General features: G+C 45.4%; 16 protein-coding genes. 6 read left to right on the top strand and 10 right to left on the bottom strand.

Annotated features, from left to right (window positions below; translation table 11 throughout):
• Positions 1-195 precede the first annotated feature (195 nt).
• The 9 genes from EPIR_RS05545 to EPIR_RS05505 form a co-directional block, all read right to left on the bottom strand.
• On the bottom strand, positions 196-903 hold the full coding sequence (locus tag EPIR_RS05545) for a helix-turn-helix transcriptional regulator (protein ID WP_048696976.1): 708 nt from the start codon (positions 901-903) through the stop codon (positions 196-198).
• Between the two features lie 207 nt (positions 904-1,110).
• Complete coding sequence (locus EPIR_RS05540; RefSeq protein WP_023654329.1) at positions 1,111-2,052, bottom strand: fimbrial protein; 942 nt, start codon at positions 2,050-2,052, stop codon at positions 1,111-1,113.
• Positions 2,053-2,069: 17 nt separating this feature from the next.
• The gene (gene fimG / locus EPIR_RS05535) at positions 2,070-2,573 is read right to left on the bottom strand and encodes a type 1 fimbrial minor subunit FimG (protein ID WP_023654328.1); all 504 of its coding nucleotides are present in this window, start codon (positions 2,571-2,573) and stop codon (positions 2,070-2,072) included.
• 12 nt (positions 2,574-2,585) lie between these two features.
• The gene (gene fimF / locus EPIR_RS05530; RefSeq protein WP_023654327.1) at positions 2,586-3,110 is read right to left on the bottom strand and encodes a type 1 fimbrial adaptor subunit FimF; all 525 of its coding nucleotides are present in this window, start codon (positions 3,108-3,110) and stop codon (positions 2,586-2,588) included.
• Positions 3,111-3,132: 22 nt separating this feature from the next.
• Positions 3,133-5,724 (bottom strand): fimbrial biogenesis usher protein, encoded by a 2,592-nt coding sequence (locus EPIR_RS05525; protein ID WP_048697033.1) that lies wholly within the window; start codon positions 5,722-5,724, stop codon positions 3,133-3,135.
• A 127-nt stretch (positions 5,725-5,851) separates the two neighbouring features.
• A complete protein-coding gene (locus tag EPIR_RS05520; RefSeq protein WP_048697030.1) occupies positions 5,852-6,538 on the bottom strand; it encodes a fimbria/pilus periplasmic chaperone in 687 nt (228 codons plus the stop codon).
• A 108-nt stretch (positions 6,539-6,646) separates the two neighbouring features.
• A complete protein-coding gene (gene fimI / locus EPIR_RS05515) occupies positions 6,647-7,186 on the bottom strand; it encodes a type 1 fimbrial minor subunit FimI (protein WP_023654324.1) in 540 nt (179 codons plus the stop codon).
• 68 nt (positions 7,187-7,254) lie between these two features.
• A complete protein-coding gene (gene fimA, locus EPIR_RS05510; protein WP_023654323.1) occupies positions 7,255-7,803 on the bottom strand; it encodes a type 1 fimbrial major subunit FimA in 549 nt (182 codons plus the stop codon).
• A 451-nt stretch (positions 7,804-8,254) separates the two neighbouring features.
• A complete protein-coding gene (locus EPIR_RS05505; RefSeq protein WP_023654322.1) occupies positions 8,255-8,815 on the bottom strand; it encodes a tyrosine-type DNA invertase in 561 nt (186 codons plus the stop codon).
• Positions 8,816-11,009: 2,194 nt separating this feature from the next.
• Here EPIR_RS05505 and EPIR_RS05500 point away from each other — a divergent pair.
• The 6 genes from EPIR_RS05500 to EPIR_RS05485 all read left to right on the top strand — a co-directional run bounded on the left by EPIR_RS05500 (position 11,010) and on the right by EPIR_RS05485 (position 15,557).
• A complete protein-coding gene (locus EPIR_RS05500) occupies positions 11,010-12,335 on the top strand; it encodes a tyrosine-type recombinase/integrase (RefSeq protein ID WP_023654321.1) in 1,326 nt (441 codons plus the stop codon).
• Positions 12,336-12,448: 113 nt separating this feature from the next.
• The gene (locus tag EPIR_RS18070) at positions 12,449-12,907 is read left to right on the top strand and encodes a hypothetical protein (protein ID WP_084007837.1); all 459 of its coding nucleotides are present in this window, start codon (positions 12,449-12,451) and stop codon (positions 12,905-12,907) included.
• Positions 12,904-13,128 (top strand): helix-turn-helix transcriptional regulator, encoded by a 225-nt coding sequence (locus tag EPIR_RS18065; RefSeq protein WP_072066013.1) that lies wholly within the window; start codon positions 12,904-12,906, stop codon positions 13,126-13,128. Before EPIR_RS18070 ends, EPIR_RS18065 begins: the two co-directional genes overlap by 4 nt.
• An 83-nt stretch (positions 13,129-13,211) precedes the next feature.
• Entirely contained in the window at positions 13,212-13,961 is a 750-nt protein-coding gene (locus tag EPIR_RS05495) for a hypothetical protein (protein WP_023654319.1), read from the top strand.
• A gap of 151 nt (positions 13,962-14,112) precedes the next feature.
• Entirely contained in the window at positions 14,113-14,667 is a 555-nt protein-coding gene (locus EPIR_RS19015) for an ECF-type sigma factor (protein WP_048696973.1), read from the top strand.
• Between the two features lie 275 nt (positions 14,668-14,942).
• Positions 14,943-15,557 (top strand): inovirus Gp2 family protein, encoded by a 615-nt coding sequence (locus EPIR_RS05485; protein WP_023654318.1) that lies wholly within the window; start codon positions 14,943-14,945, stop codon positions 15,555-15,557.
• A 43-nt stretch (positions 15,558-15,600) separates the two neighbouring features.
• On the opposite strand, the gene EPIR_RS05480 is transcribed toward EPIR_RS05485, so the two are convergent.
• Positions 15,601-16,512, bottom strand: coding sequence for a hypothetical protein (locus EPIR_RS05480; protein WP_023654317.1), 912 nt, complete (start codon positions 16,510-16,512; stop codon positions 15,601-15,603).
• Positions 16,513-16,591 lie beyond the last annotated feature (79 nt).

Here is a 16,591-nt window from a genome sequence, read left to right as displayed (position 1 = left end):
ATTATTCTGGGGGGATTAAAAGGTAGCTTTTACCGACGCAAATAGACCGTTGATGCGCATGGATGAAACGATTTTCTGTCTATCCCACTCTCCGTTAATCGGCTGTAAAAATGTGCACAGATTCGAGAAACCCGCTTTGCCTGTATGCCTGACCAGATAAACTTAGACTACAAGTAGCATAAGTGTCGTTTTTTCTTATAACCATACAGGTTCAGATATGTTAGTGATGTTGGGGAAACAACCCACTTCAGCGTTACTCACAGGGCATCCGCCCGTGAACAGGCTTCTGAGCTCTGCTGTCGTTGACAGATTCAGCTTAACCATTGCATTACGCTTGTGGGTGTATACTGTTTTACGACTAACGCGATATTCATTTGATAGTGCTGAAATGCTATATCCGTCCAGAATTCCGCTAATAATCGTAATTTCACTGTGGGTCAATGCGGGTAATTTTGATTCTGAATGCTTATTGATATGCATGGGAGACAGCACCTCCATACCAATTACATTAGAAAAAATCTGCAAAAAATGCTCTCTCTCTATTTTTTTATCAATCTGTAGAGGACGAATCTGCATATTTAAACTAATGAACTTGCTAATAAAAATACCTGGCTTTGATGACCAAATCAGACAAAATGAAGAGGGCGAGCTGATGGCTATAAAATCGGTAAACGCTCCCCAGTTTTTATAATTCTCTGACTCACCGAAAACTTCGGATAGAATGATATCCACGGGGTAATGGATGATGGATAGCCGCATAAGCTCCGATAGTTCTCCCGTGACGCCAACAATATCTATTTGGGAATCAAAGTAATCCACCAGCAACTCGACCATGCTATGGCGCAAAAATGCCACAGGCTCCATCACAATAACCTTTTTCTTTCGTTCTTTTAAAAAATCCATGAGGCACACCTTTGAACTGACGTTATTAACAATCAGTTCTTAATATCAATAATCTTTGATTACCCATAAATAATTAACGACTTAAAGCAGGGAGTGATTTCCATGCGATAAATTAGAGTAATTAAATTAACATCAGTTAATATATTCTATTAACAAGTCGAACACACGAACTCCTGCAATAACGCTTATTTCTCGACCTGTTCGCATTTATTCATAAACGAATGTGACACCAATCAGCGACTGAACATTTCCTGCCACTACCTGCCCTGTGGTACGGGCATAGGAAGCCGTTAATCCCAGGCTAACAGGATTGGTTCCGACAGTTCCTAGCGACACATTTTTGTTACTGGCAATAATACCGTTTCGGTTTGATAGCTGAACACCTATACCTTCAGCGGGATTTGAAGATGACGTGTTGGAAAAAACAGTGTTGGCGGTATCAGCAGTGGCTCCGGTTAAATAATATGACAGCTTCAGATTTTCCCCACAATGTACGGTCAACGGGACCTCTGCGGTTGCTGGATAATCAGGAAGTGTCACCGTGACATTGCGTGCAGACACATCACAACCACCGGTAGGAACAACCACAGAGTTTAGCGCGTATATGTTCCAAATATATGAATTGGATTCACCATAGTTGTTAGTCTGATGCATATTCAATATTGCCACTAAAGTACCTGCCTTAATCGCAACACCGTCCGCAGCAGACCCGATTGCCGTCAGGTAGAGCTTGGTGGGCCAGGGTGTTTCGGTCTTCGACTTATAGGTTATGTTTTTGGTTTCTGAGTCGGTAGGAAAAGGATAAGAGCTACCGGAATAATTGATACTCCCCTTGAAGTTTTCCAGCGCTCCGCCGTAGGCAGAGCCCTTTAAAAGAGAAACGTAGTCTGTGTGCGTGTTAGGGTAATCATTACGACAGGCGATCTGGGTTGAAAGATCAACGACCAGGTTTTGCCCAATGCCGACGGATGGCACTAAGTCAACATACACATTTTCGCTCCCCCCACCAATTGGGATCTCTGCACCAGCAGCGGTTTTGCAAGCGAATGCGTTTGCACCTGTTGAAAACATCATCAGCGAACACGATGCTAACAATGCCACAGCCTCTTTTCTTTTAAGTGTGCTTTTAATTTTGCGAGTAAGCTTCATGAGCAATTCCTTGATATTTAGGCATAGGTATACGTGACATTAATCACCGCCCGGATGCTGCCTTGTTCCGCATTACCATTGACCGACAACGCGCGAACCCTAAGTGGCATACTCGCCGATTGCGCGGAGTCGTCAACCTGAACGGTTTGTGTCTTGCCGTTATTCAGGTTATTACCACTGGTGTCCTGTAGCTCCAGCTGGAGGTGAGTTGCATCCCCCTGATTTTTGTAATAGCCCGTGCTGTCCGTTATACCGGTATAGGTCGCCGTCACTCTTGATGTGCCTATAGGACAATCCGTCAAATTTAGCGTAACCGGATACCAGGCAGATCCCGATCCCGCCTGCACAAAATTGAAGGCAAAAAGGTCACCTAAATTAACCGTTGCCGAAGGCGTCGATACCGTACAGGGCTTAGCCACGACGCGGCCATTGACCGTAATGGTGACATCAGCCGCATGAGCACTCAGTATTCCGTTGAACATTAAAATTACCGCCAGCAGCGCGGTGTTTATCCTGGTCATTTCCTGATTTCCTTATTGAAACTCTAAGGTGAAGTTCGCCGTGGCATTCACCAGCCCCGCCGTCACGGGGGTGCGTGTTGCCATCAGGCGCGCATGAAAAATCAGGGTGTTGGACTGGCCAGGCGTCAACGTGATCCAGTTGAGAGCTTCCTGAGCTGCATTTAACGGAATAGCGCCCCGATCTTTGTCCAGTATCTGAATTCCCATGCCGCTCGCGGCGTTATCTCCCGCATCGAGTTTTAGCAGAGCGGTGTTATCACTGTCGGAAGTCCCCGTATAACCGACTCTCAATCCCGTTACCGATTCGCCGCACGCATCGAGGACAATGTTGAAGGGAACGGCGGGAGTGACCGCTCCTGGACGATAAAGCTGCCTGGCGGCATTGCTCATCAGATCCACGGTAAAATCTTGCGAGTCCACCGCGACTGAACAGCCGCCGTCTTTTAAATATCCTGTAATCGTGATCGTACTGTCTGCCGCGTGGGTATCCCACGCCAAAAAAGAGAGTAAATACAGGATTGAAAGGGATTTAGTCATTGATTCATTTTCTCCTGTCCGATCACCGGCACACGGCTGAGGTATAGCTCAGCGCCTTTTTCTCGCTGTCTGCTGGCAGACTGTAAGTAGCCGTACAGCTCTCATTGGCATCATCACCCCACTTCACTTTGATTTTCCCATTGGGTGAAAGCCCGGTCAGATAAACCTGACCACCATCGGCAACAATACTGCCCGACCGCCCATCCCCGTAAGATGCAATGGAGCCAAAGGGAACGGGTTTTCCGTTATGAGTCAGCGTCATCAGGACTTTTAATCCGACCCGTGCTTTGAAATCAGCACGCACAACGGCACCGCGTGTTGGCACCACGCTCAATACAGCCTCATCGAGCTCGACATTATTTGCCAAAGAGTCCGTGTTAAGCGCTATTCGGTTCTCACGATAGTCCATGGCATAAGGGAGCACGGCATATCCTCGCCAGTCTGTACGCACGCCCGTCTGATTCTCTACGGCAACGTGTTTAGCCCCTGGCGCTTTTATCAATACCATGGTGTCGTTGAGGGGCTGGCTAAAGGTCACACCATCTTCATGTGCCAGTACGCCGCCACTGATACCGTAATAGAGCTGTTTGTAATTGCTACTGTGGCTGTAACCGATGTTGCTATTACCGTATGTACCCCGGTAGTTAAGAGCCGTATTGCCGGTTGCCCCTGTTCTACCCGATCCTCCGTTGGCATAACCTGTTTGTACGCTGTAGCTCAGGTTATTGTCTTCAAGCAGCGTTCCATAAAGTCCCGCAGTACCTGTCGTACGGCCTTTGAAGTCGGTTGATGTGTTGTAGCTGGCGTTGGCGTTTTTAAATGCTGAACGCGTGTCCGATCGCATCCAGTGGCTGAACGGGATGTTCATGTTGAATGCTAGCTGCTGATCTTTACCATCGGCCCATGCGTTTCTGGAAAGGCTATAACTCAAGCCCCAGCTGATATCCTTTATCGTGCTGTTATATCCGATCTGTAGCTGCTCATCCGAACGCCCCGTTTTCCAATAGCTTTGGTGGCTACCGGTCAGGTATACCGTCGATGTACGCCCGACTTGCTGCGTTAACGTTGCCTGCAGACGTCCGCGCTTACTGTAATTAAGGTTGTAGTAATCCGTTAATTTCGGCTCTACGTTGACAATGCCATCCTCACCGACCACGGTGTAACCGTTCATGCGGCGCCATGCGGTATCAGCCAAGGAGTAATACCCTTGTGTTGAATAGCGATATCCCACCAGCTGGAGATTGGTTCCCAGATCGTTAAGTGATTTACTGTAAAGAAAACGCAAAGATTGCCCTTGATGCCTGCTGTCATCGGGAAGGGTGGCGTTAGCCTGGGTGATATCGGTCGAAATCGCGCCCAGAGATCCCAAATTTTTGCCTAAGCCGAAATTGAATGAGCGGTAATCGTTGGATGCACGCGTGCCGCCATAAACTGTCCAGCCATCGGTCAGCCCCCAAAGGGCCGTTCCCTGGAAAAATGCCGGTTTGTCCTGTTGATCGCTCCCACTGCGATACTGCCCTGCCGTGAACGCGAACTTGACCTGTCCTTCTCGTTGCAGCATAGGAACTGACGAGAACGGCACCGTAAATACCTGGACTGAACCGTCCGCCTCTTTTACGGCCACCTGTAGGTCGCCACTGTTTCCAGCCGCGTAAAGGTCGCCGATGGTGAATGCACCCGGCGGTACGGTAGTTTGGTAGATTTCATAGCCATTTTGCTTAATGGAAACGCGCGCCGTACCGCGGGCGATACCATGAATAACAGGGGCAAATCCACGCTGACTGTCGGGAAGCATATTATCGTCCGAAGCCACCTGAATACCGCGAAAGTTGATACCTTCGAAGATATCGCCCGCCGTATAGCTGTCACCTATAGTCAGGCGGCTGCGCCAGGCAATGATGTCGCGCTCAAGCCACGTATTGACGTGCTGCCAACGATTTTCGTTATATCCTGCACCGCTGCTGTAGCTCCAGGTAGAGTTATCTCGCAGCCGCCACGCGCCGAGGTTGAGACCGCTTTGCAGATTGAGGTAAGAGTAGTTGCGCGTCCCGCCATTCCTGCTGCGCACTTCGCTACCGGTATAATTATAATTCAGCAAACCAGCGGGGATGCCATTATCCCAAAGTTCTGGGGCTATGTAGCCTCGGGCCTGGTTGCCCATAAATGCCTGGGGGATGCTAATATCCAGCCGCTGACGGCCCACGTCAAATGCACTTGATGATTCAGCAATCAGCCGCGTAAATGGCACACATGCCGTGCTCTTTATGGTGGCAATATCGGGCAGGATTAAAGTATTAACCCCCAGTGACGCCAGTTGGGAACGAGTCAGGCAGGGCTCCAGACGCATCCCATCATCCGAATGTTCGAAAGTGACATCCCGCGTGGTCATGTAGCCATCATTCATATAGATGTCGACACGATAGGTGCCAGGCGGAGCTTCAAGCCCTTTCTCAAAGCCGGACAGATCGGCGACCGATTCCGGGTCGTCAGACAAGAATCGGGGATTAAAGTAGTTGTCTGCACGCGCTGAAAATGTTGATAACACCAGTAGCAATGCCAGCGGCGTAACTATTGTTTTTTTTAGGGTCAGTCCCCGGATGTCGAGTGTTGTCATTTTATCGGTGCCTGCTCCATTATTCAGGTATGACATCGTCCCTCCCGCACTCAATGACTCTATGCCGGCCTTCTGTTTACCTGTGTTGTCCTGCCTGAATATCCCGTAAGGGAAAGCTGAATAGTCATTACTGCAAAGTTGCTTTCATCTTCGCCGTCAGTGCGCCGTAATCATTAATCGTTCGGTAAGATATTGCGCTGCCTGCATCCCCCGGCAAGTTCACACTGGCAGACGCCATAGGGGGAACCATGGTATTCGGCAATATGCGCGTCCCGGCATTTAATTCCGTGACCGTAATAAAGTAAGGTGTCGGATTATTCACGACCAGCGCACCTGCACGACGTTTGAACGTTAACTTTGATGGTGCCTGATCGGGTGCCATCGTGAGTTCCCCCGGACGATAAAACATTTTTATCCGGCTGGTTATTGCCAGCTGAAGGGTATTATCTTTCTGCTGCGATTTATTCATTGACGGAATGGCTTTGACATTGACCCAAAACAGACTTTCTTTGTCCTTAGGCAAGGCGTGATTGGTTGCATCTATAATGCGCAGCGTGTTCTCTTTTTTCCCCTTCATGACAAACAGAGGGGGCGTCATAACGAAACGGCTCTCTTTTTGGCCATCATCATTCTCGATCCAGGACTGGATGAGGAAAGTATCTTTATCATTGTTGTTGCTGACGCCGAGGGTAACCTGCTTCTGTTCAGCAGGATAAACGACGCGCGTCGCCCCGAGAGCCACACCAGCTTCAGCGCGGCTTGAGCATATGACTACCGACATTGCCAGCAGTGCCATCATGACTTTTAAAGTCATCTTCATATTTGTCACGTTAACCTCTTGAAGCGGATCACCGCCATGTTTCAGTCTGCGCAAGCGCCTGTCTCTCATGGGATAAACGTACAGAACGCGCGATAAAGAATGTTATTGATATGTCAGTGAAAACCAGGCCTGAGCATTCGCTGCACCACCAGTTACCAAATTCCCGGTTGCGCGATATTTAGCAACAAACTGGAGAACGCGCGATCCGTGGATCAGGGGCCTCCAGGCTTGGGGAACAGAATTGATGGGGATAATTTGCCCGTTGTCATCAAACAGGGCGATGCCAACACCGGTCGCAATGCCTTCCCCCTCACCGACAGACAGTACGTCAGGGTTTTTGCCGTCGGCCACGCCGTGGAATTCAATGCCCACGCGCTCGCTGACGTTGGGGTTGCAGTCCTGAAGGTGCAGGACAAAGGGAACCGGATCGGCGAGATCGCCTGCTGCACTGAACCTGTTGCTGCTCACCTGCCCCATATACACGGTCAACTGCCTGTCGCCCGCTTCAACCGTGCAGGCTTCGGCTATGAGCTCGCCTTGAAAACGCATCTGCCCGCCAGGCAAAGTGCTATTCCATTTATTGCCCGCTATGGATAGAGGTGCCAGTGCCATCAGGAAAAGTCCTAGTCTGATTTTAAGCATCGTCTTCTCCCTTTCGATTGCTGAAAACAGGCCATCCTGGCCTGAAAATGCATCCTTGCAGACCAGAATTACTCGTACTGAACTTTAAAGTTGGCGTTAGCGTTAGCAGAGCCTGCGGTGGCAACACCTGTTGCAACGTAACGAGCCTGGAATGGGAGGGTATTTGTGCCATCATTCAGAGTGGCAGCAGTACTGAAGGTTGCGCCATCGAACGCCAGCGCCTTGCCAGCGCTATCAAGAACCTGAACGCCCACGTTAGTCGCACCACCGGCAGAAGATCCTTCCAGAGCCAGTGCAGTGTTGTTGTCTGCAGCTACGGTCACACCAGAGAAGGCGATAGCCGCTTTGGTCGCTACGGTGGTATCACAGTCATTCAGCTGGATATTGAAACCAACAGAGGAGCTGGTTTTACCCGCTTCGCTCAGCGTAGCGGTTTTCACCTGGCCCAACTGAACGGTCTGGTCGACAGAGCCGGCGTCAACGGCGCAAGCTGCATTAACAACTTCACCTTTAAAGTGAACGGTACCGCCATTAACGGTTGTGGTTGCTGCCTGTGCCATACCAGCAGTAAGCAGAGAAGCCGCGATCAGGCTGTTGATTAAACGAATTTTACGCATAGGTCCAAACTCCATGTTTTGGAAGAGTAGCCATTAAGGCCATTGAATGTTGACTCACTGATTAACTGAATGACGCGTAATGAACCTGCACCAGGTTGGAGCAAATATTCCTTGTGCGTTATTCAGAAGTAGTCAAAATGAGCCAATTTGACTCATTTAGTGCATTACCTCTGTTTTTTTTAACATGTAATGCCACCAGCAGAACAAAACACCTTAAATGGCTTATTTAATGATTTTTTTAACTAACGAGAAGAGGCTACCTGGTTCAGGGCTTGCAGATTGGAAGAGAGTTATCAAGCGGGGGTGAAGAAAACAGAAAAACAAGACTGAATGATAATTTACTGAAAATTAAACTTTTTTAATTTTTTTTAATGATTCATGTTTTTTTATTTGACCTAAGTTTCAGTTTAGATAACAATATTTACAGTTTGGCTCATTTTGACCCATTTTTTTATAATTCCCCCTGCCACACACCAACAAATCTCGCAGAATTACTCGACGTGTATAAAACGGTATGTTGTATATTTCTGTGACCGAGATAATCCTGAATCAACCGTGTATCTGCCCCCCTGTCAGCTAAAGCATATCCGCACGCATGGCGCAGCATGTGAGGACTTAAAGAGACCGGAATATTGGCCTCCATGCCATATAATCGCATTAATTTATATATTTGCTGACGTGACAGCGGCCCCGCTTTTTGCGATAGAAAAACCCACTGCGTATCCGCTCCACGCCATGTGAGACGCTCTTTTAGCCATTTTCTTAAGAGAATGACCTCTGATTTAAGTAAAGGATGTGTCGTTTTCAGGCCATTTTTCAATCTGTTCACATGTATTATTCCGTCCTCTAAATTAATATCAGAGAATGTCAGGTGGCATAACTCACTAACACGAAATCCGTGGATAAAACACATTTTTATTAAGCATTCATCGCGAACTGGGTAGGTACCGTCACGAGAAGCCTGAAGCAGACGTTTAATTTCATCATGGGTAAGATACTTTCTTTTACTCACGGGACCACCTCCAGGTAATGGTTAATTTAAATACAGAAAACATAAGAAAGACGATAGTACATTCAATGACGGCAAGATGCTCTCAGGAAAGTATTAAAAGTGCAACATTAAATTGCGGAGTGAATAATTTACAGATACTGATAAAAATAGATCAAAACTTATCCCATCAATAATATTGTTTATAAAGAATACGATTAGTTTAACGTAGCTGCATTAGACAGGATTATTTATATTACAACGCATCCCCTTAGTCATCCCTGCCTGACCAGAACGAACCACAGCAAGCATCAACGAGCAGCACGATAACCTCCGAAGAGCCCTTACAACGCCGCCTCACAGCGCCTGAGAACCTGTCCGCCACCTGCCACGGTCTTACAAGCCCTGTCTGAAATCCACAAAGCACCGGGCGGCAGGAAAAGCAAAAATTAAAGAGTCAATTTATTTTAGCGACCTGTTTTTCATCCCCCCTCTCGCAGAGGACTTATTTCTACATCTGACATACGTAACTTTATATTTATAACCTCCAGCTATCAGGAGTAGAATGTTTGGCGTTATTTTTCAGCCACCCCTGACTCATCAGGATAAAAGCTGTCTGTATATCAGATTTAAATAGCCTTTATTTCTGAATATAATGCAACCGAAAAATAATTTTAGGGAATTTATGGGCAACTATTGATTTAACAGGCAAGACATAAAACAAAATCACCCAAACCAACTGCGTTTTCATCAACCATTTCGCACGATATAAAAGGCAAAGATACTTCCACAAATCTCCTGACTTTGATCAATAATCTCCGTATAGAGCTATCATAATGCTAAATCCTCACCTCGGAAAAATGGCAAAAACACATAGGCAATAACTAACGAAGTAAGATGAAAGCAGCTGTTATTTAACAAAAAACATAAATCCCCCTCCAACCTTTTCTAAATTTTCGCTCATAACAATCACCAATGGCTTGCTATATTTTACTTTCACTGGCATTAAGGTTTGTGAGATAAGGCTGCATATCGATTATTAATCTGGCGATTCACCGGGGTAGCCTCATCATACTCAACGGCAAAGAGAGGGATAATTCACTCTGTAAATGATACACGGTCAGGATCTTCCTGCTTATCTTGTGCAGGCCAGCGCTAATATCTGGATTCATTTGGATGCTATATTTTATAAGAATCAGGTAAGTTTCCGAAAATACACATTCACCTGGCATTGTGACCGCAAGCAGAAATAGGAGATAACTAGAAATAACCGGAGCGTACAGGATATTTTCAACGCACTTGCATTCTATTATCGCCAGTAGTAGAGCATTCTTCCCTCATATTGTTACCATACTTTACTTCCAGAGGCACCCTCTGCGAACTAACATCCAGCATCAGCATCTTTCCCAGCGACAGTGAATGCGAATGGTACCGCTATTTTAATCTCTGAGATGTGCCATCAGACGCCCCTTACCTCACAGAGGCTCAAAGGCTTAATCGGTTGGTTTTGCACTGCAAACTCTTACACCTGTAAGCGGTATTACTGAATGTTGTGATAAAAGCTGATTGACGAGGGTTTTACCTACATTGATACCAATCGATAAAGCCCGATATCGATAGACTTTATTGGAAATTGGGGAGAAAACGACCGTTCGCCTTCGCCATTGATTAAGCGGAATTGATGACCACTTCAGATACCGATCGCTTATCCTGAGCAGCCTATAAATCTACTTACTGCCAGTACGTTTCTGATACCGTTTCTCACGGTGTAAAGGGTGTGCCTGTACAGCGGCTCCCCGCTCTTGCGGGCGCTTAGCTTTATATTGGGGGTATCTCATTTCATTGAACAGGAATCTCCCCCCAAATGTATCCCCACATAACAGTGGATTACAATAGCCAGTAGTAGACCTTGAGATATCGCGATTAGGGCTAAAGCCTGATTTAACGGGATTTTGTAGACTTTGAGAGACGGTAAGAGAGGATAAAATGGTACGCCCTACAGGATTCGAACCTGTGACCTACGGCTTAGAAGTGCGAAGGTAATGCACTTTTAAGTCTTTAAATATTCGCACAGAATTCATTTTATTCCAATAAAAACAACATGTTATACAAAAACTTCATTGATGAAAATTGATGAGTGTTGATCTTTATAGCCTCAATTTACTTACACCAGCCGTTACATTAGCATCTGGTGTAAGTATTCAATAAGGAGCTACAAATGGCGTCTTCGAGACAAAAATTCACCTTCGAACGATTACGTAGATTTGAACTAACTGAAGGAAAATCGCAAGAGTTTCTTTGGGATTCAGACGTAACAATGCTGGCCTGCCGTGTAACTAAAGGGACAAAAGCATTCATCTTCCAGAGTGTGTTTCTGGGAAAAACTCTGCGCATGACGATTGGCAAGATTAGTGACTGGAAAATCGATGATGCACGTACTGAAGCACGAAGACTTCAGATGCTTATTGATACAGGGATCGATCCTCGCATTGCTAAGGCAGAGAAAATTGCTGCCATAGAATCACAACAGGCGGAATCACGCAGAGGGAAAGTTATGTTCTCTGCTGCCTGGGAAGAATATCTCAAAGAACTGAAAACGGGCATCAGCGCCAAAACTAAACGCCCTTACTCACCACGCTACCTTGCTGACCATATCAGGCTTTCAGATCGTGGTGGGAATGCCAAAAAAGTGGGTGATGGTTTAACAATTGCTGCACCATTAGCATGTTTCCTTGAGTTACCACTATCCGATATATCGCCCCTCCTCATTACTGAATGGCTTACTAGGGAGAGACAAACACGCCCGACGGTCACAGCCAACTCATACCGCATTCTTCGAACATTTTTGAAGTGGGTTGAGGACCACAAGCAGTTCCAGGGAATTATTCCTGTTGATCTCACCCAAGACCGTAATGTCAGAAAAATGGTGCCCGTATCTGCCAGTAAAGCAGATGACTGCCTTCAAAAAGAGCAACTGAAGTGCTGGTTCAGTGAAGTAAGGCGGTTAAGCAATCCTGTGATTTCAACCTATCTCCAGGTTCTTCTGCTCACGGGGGCACGGAGAGAAGAAATAGCATCTCTTCGTTGGACCGATATTGATTTCAAATGGTCCAGTATGCGGATCAGGGATAAGGTTGAGGGCGAACGTATTATCCCACTGACACCTTATGTCTCAACTATTTTGTCTGAGCTGGCTAGAACGTCAAAAAGTGATGTTAGTAAAGATTACTGGGTCTTCGCCAGTAAAAGTAAGAGTGGAAAAATTGTCGAGCCCCGAAAGGCACATAACCAGGCATTAAAGCAGGCAAACTTACCCCATATCAGTTTGCACGGCTTACGTCGGAGCTTTGGAACACTGTCAGAATGGGTGGAAGTACCAACAGGCGTTGTAGCTCAAATCATGGGGCACAAACCAAGCGCACTTGCGGAAAAGCATTACCGCCGACGCCCGCTAGATCTTTTGCGAAAATGGCATGAAAAGATTGAGGCATGGATCTTAAAACAAGCGACAATTCGCGAAAAAACTAGCGTAGATTTGCGTTGATTTAATTAAAAATCAAATAGTTGCGCGACACTTGAGATGGTTGACAGGAATGGATTTTCAGGTGAGAATTCCAACTGTATCCTTCATGACCACTTTTAAAACAGGAAATAAACATGATGATAGATTCAAGTCTTGAGTCCACAGAAATCAGCCAAGAGGCGATCAGAACTCGTTGGGGGTTGCATCCAACAGAATCGCATCAGACTGCCAACATATCAGAATCTTGGGAACAGGTTATCCATCATCTGAAAGACGTGAAGTTTGGTTTTCATAAATCAGTGGCGCATGCCAAAACAAAATGTTCATTACTGAGGAAAAGAATGCGCAACATTACGCTGCATAATGTTGTTGCACGTATTGTACCGTTCAAAAACCAGACATCAAGATCACATCGGAGTACAACAAAATCGATAAAAAGTACTTCATCTTCAGGCTCAAGTGATGGTAGTGACCCCGATCCTGAAACTGTTTCTCCCTCGCTCAAAGTAGCTTCTTTCAAAAAACTCCTCCAAAAATTAATACAACCCAATGCTTTCTTTGCCCGCATCTTAAACAATGAGGTGGCAAAATGAACGCATTCGAACTCTCAGATATTACCCAGCCACAACTCATTTCAACTACTGAGTTAGCTAAAATCATTAGCTATAAATCCCAAACCATTCGCAAATGGCTTTGCCAGGATAGATTACCTGAAGGATTGCCTCGGCCAAAACAAATCAATGGTCGCCATTATTGGTTACGTAATGAAGTCGCAGAATTTATTGCTACATTTTCTGTGCGAGGAAATCTGTAAGCACATAAATCAGGCGGCTATTCTGCATCATCAGATGCAGAATAGCTCTCCCTTTATCGAATCCTGAAAACTCTGGAGTTCACATGGCAAAGAAAATAACATCCCTGAATATCAGCAATGTATCAATAGAAACGGCTGACATGATTGGAGCCGCTTTAAATATATCACGCTCCGCTGTTTTTGATTACGTAATGAATGCGTATCGCCCCTTTGCGAGTCGAGTTAGCTATCACAATAATGAAGTAAAAAAACTCGGAGAGCTTTTATTAAATCAAACGATGGATGCGCATTTATCATCCATACGAGGCATACCAGAAATCACTCGTGAGGAATTTTTTTTAGCAGGCTGGAAGAGCCATATTAAAAGCCAACTTAACATACCCAGCTTTGAACATTATCGGCATAACACCAGTGATGGGACAATGAGCAAAGGCGAGAAAAAAATCATAGAGGAACAGCTTGAAGGTTTTGTTGATACCTACCGAATGAGAGGAGCTATTCACATTAAAACCGATCGTATCGTTGATAAAAATAGTCCTAACGTCAAAGGGTATTCCAACACAATACTCATTAAAGAGACTTCGTGGAATGGTTATTTTTTTGACTTTAACAATATAGTACTCCTACCTATTTCCGACCTTATCACTCATGGTGTCAAAGAGGTTTTAAAACGAAAAAAAATTTATTCAAATTCTCCTTACATTTGCTGGATAAACATTTACCACACAAATGAACTGGCAGTCATGGTTCCAATCATTCAGGAAGATGAGGTGTCAGATCACCGTAAAAATGAAAAAGTGATTATTGTCATCAATCCTTTTACAGGGGTGTAAAAAATAATTAATGACACCCAAGTTATTAAAAATCGACATTACTATTAGTGGGTTTAGACTAGCCACTATGACAGATGATAATTATTTTCAACAACAAAAGTGAGGATCGCTTGCTCTGCATGCACTCACCTTTGTCACGGAGATCATAGATGTGAATTTTTTCCACTATCAGTTATGCAAAAACTCAAAAGAAGTAAGAGAAATAAAGAAACACCCTACCTACCTAGAGATAAATAAGGAGTTTGCAATTCCAGAGGGAAATGTGGCAATTGAGATTGCTGGGTATGGGCGGCGAATATTAAAAGAACTCATAAAAAAAATAGGCAAAGGAGACACACTCGTTCTGACAGATTTAAACAGTCTGGGAGATACCATTGATGATGTGTTGGACACGCTGTTTTCTTGCTTCAAGAAAGATATCAACGTCTACTGTTATCATCCCTATAGCAGAATTGAACCATCTGCTGAAAGCTGTATGTCTTTTCTAATATCGGTACAAAAAGGGATAGACATTCAGAATCTTAAATCAAGCAGAAGCAAGCATAGAACAATCAAGAAACCGCTTGGACGAAAAGAAGGCAGTCAGCATAAACTCAGCATCTACACACTCAAGTTGAAAGGGTATAAACAATCAGAGGTAGCAAGAGAATTAGGAGTCAGCTTATCCACAGTTAAACGAAATTGGAGAAACGGAATTATCGGTTAATTCAGCAACCTAATTGCAGAGTAACTTTTAAACAGTCATCACAGGCTGGGGCTAACTTCATCTAAAATTTAGATGTAGGAAATGGTATTATAATGGCTGTATACCCTTACTCCCAGTTAATGGATAACTAAGGGTGCTATTAACAATCAGTGTCCATACTAAGATCTGATGCCAGTATATACCCCTAATCCTGGGTAAGTATAGCCCTGCCTGTGTGGTGATAACTAATACGGCCCCCTATAGACTGTAGGATCAATTACACAGGTATATATATTATGAGAACGTACAGAGGGACACACGGATTACACAACGAAGATAATCTTGATCAAATGATTGAGGTAATTGAAAACGCGAACAACGAATTTAGCAGCATAATGGCTTTGCGTGTTGATCTTCATTACCCCCCTAACCTTGAAGATACAGTTTGCTGCTTCCACAATCGCGAACCAGGAGCAATATCCCGGTTTATTAACTCATCGAATGAGATACTGGAAGCCAGCGAGCGGCGCAGGGAGCGTAACGGAGTCAGGGTTCATCCTAATACCTTACGTAGTATGTGGGCCAAAGAATTCAGTGGGTCAGGGAAATGCCACTTCCATACCTGTCTGGTGTTTAACAAGCAGGCGTATTACTACTTGGGAGACGACAAGAGCGAAGACTCGTTGAAAGGGATGATCACCAAAGCCTGGTACAGTGCATTAGGAATGGAACTGGATGACTACCCAGCGCTGGTTCATTTTCCTGAGAACTGCAAATATATTCTGGACAAATATTCACCTGATTATCTCTATAACTATGGCATGCTATTTGTGCGCCTGGATTACCTGACCAAGCTTGACAGTAAAATTTACGAAAAGGGTGAAAGGAACTTTGGCTGTAGCCGGAAATAGCAATTTGAATAGGCCTTCTCTGCGTGGGAAGGCTTTCTCAGGTTCATTGACGAGTGAAATGCCCCATAATTGCGCAAATTAGCCGGTAGTCGGTAACGTAGAAGATCTCGTGGTCATCGGCACTTTGCTCACCGATGAAGAAAACATGCGCCCTGTCCTTTAGCTTTTTCTTCCCCGCATCCTTCGCTTCTTCCTGGGCGGCTTCTAGTTCGTTCTGAAGCGCTGTACGTTTAGCCTGCGACCAGTTGGCCCACTCCACGTGGAGTTTGTAACTCCGCGAGGGTTTAAGTTTCCCAAATTCATCTTTAGCCCACTCGCCCGACAACGGGATAATAAGCCTGTTGTCATCATGTTCAAAATTCTGCCACAACAACTGTGAATAGAAAACTCGGCGATCAGGGTAGGATTGAATAGGATCTTTAAGTTTTTTAAAGACGGTCATGTAAGTATCAGCATCAATGCCCGGTATGTTTAATGACATACCATGATCATACGGGAAGCGAATAAACGCCCTACAAATCTGGCGAATAGCATTCACCGGACGACGGGATTGCCTTGCCGGGGCATTACCCTCACTGGATGTTGACGATGCTGAACGCGTCGAACTGGGTTTGTTTTCGCTGCCAGTAGCGTCTGGATCAACAACTGGTCGTCGTTCAATCAGTTTTAGCCCAGCGGGCATCAAACCCGGTGCGCTGTCCAGCAAGTGGCGGACGCTTTTCTTCTGACTCTGTTTAACAACCGTGCTTTCAGCATCAGCATCGCAGTTAATATGTTCATTTCCCGGAATTTTATTAAACGATGGTCTTTTCTTACTGCTTTTTTGCCAGGCGGAAGGGTACATCTCAATTCCACATCCCCAGCACACGTAGCCTTTAGTATCAACGCTATCAAGCAACCAAAGATCCTCTGCCTCAACAATCTCGTGGGTACGTTTATCACGAGCAGCTTCCATGACTTTCTCCTGTAAGCAGAATGTTTATATAAGCTCGTAGCCTGGCTTCAAACCGCTACTCACTTTCTTTTTAGCGTTC

It is taken from the genome of Erwinia piriflorinigrans CFBP 5888, from assembly GCF_001050515.1.
In the GTDB taxonomy this organism is placed as follows: domain Bacteria; phylum Pseudomonadota; class Gammaproteobacteria; order Enterobacterales; family Enterobacteriaceae; genus Erwinia; species Erwinia piriflorinigrans.
Note: the sequence above shows the minus strand (reverse complement) of the source record. Positions and strands in the feature narration are given on the sequence as shown.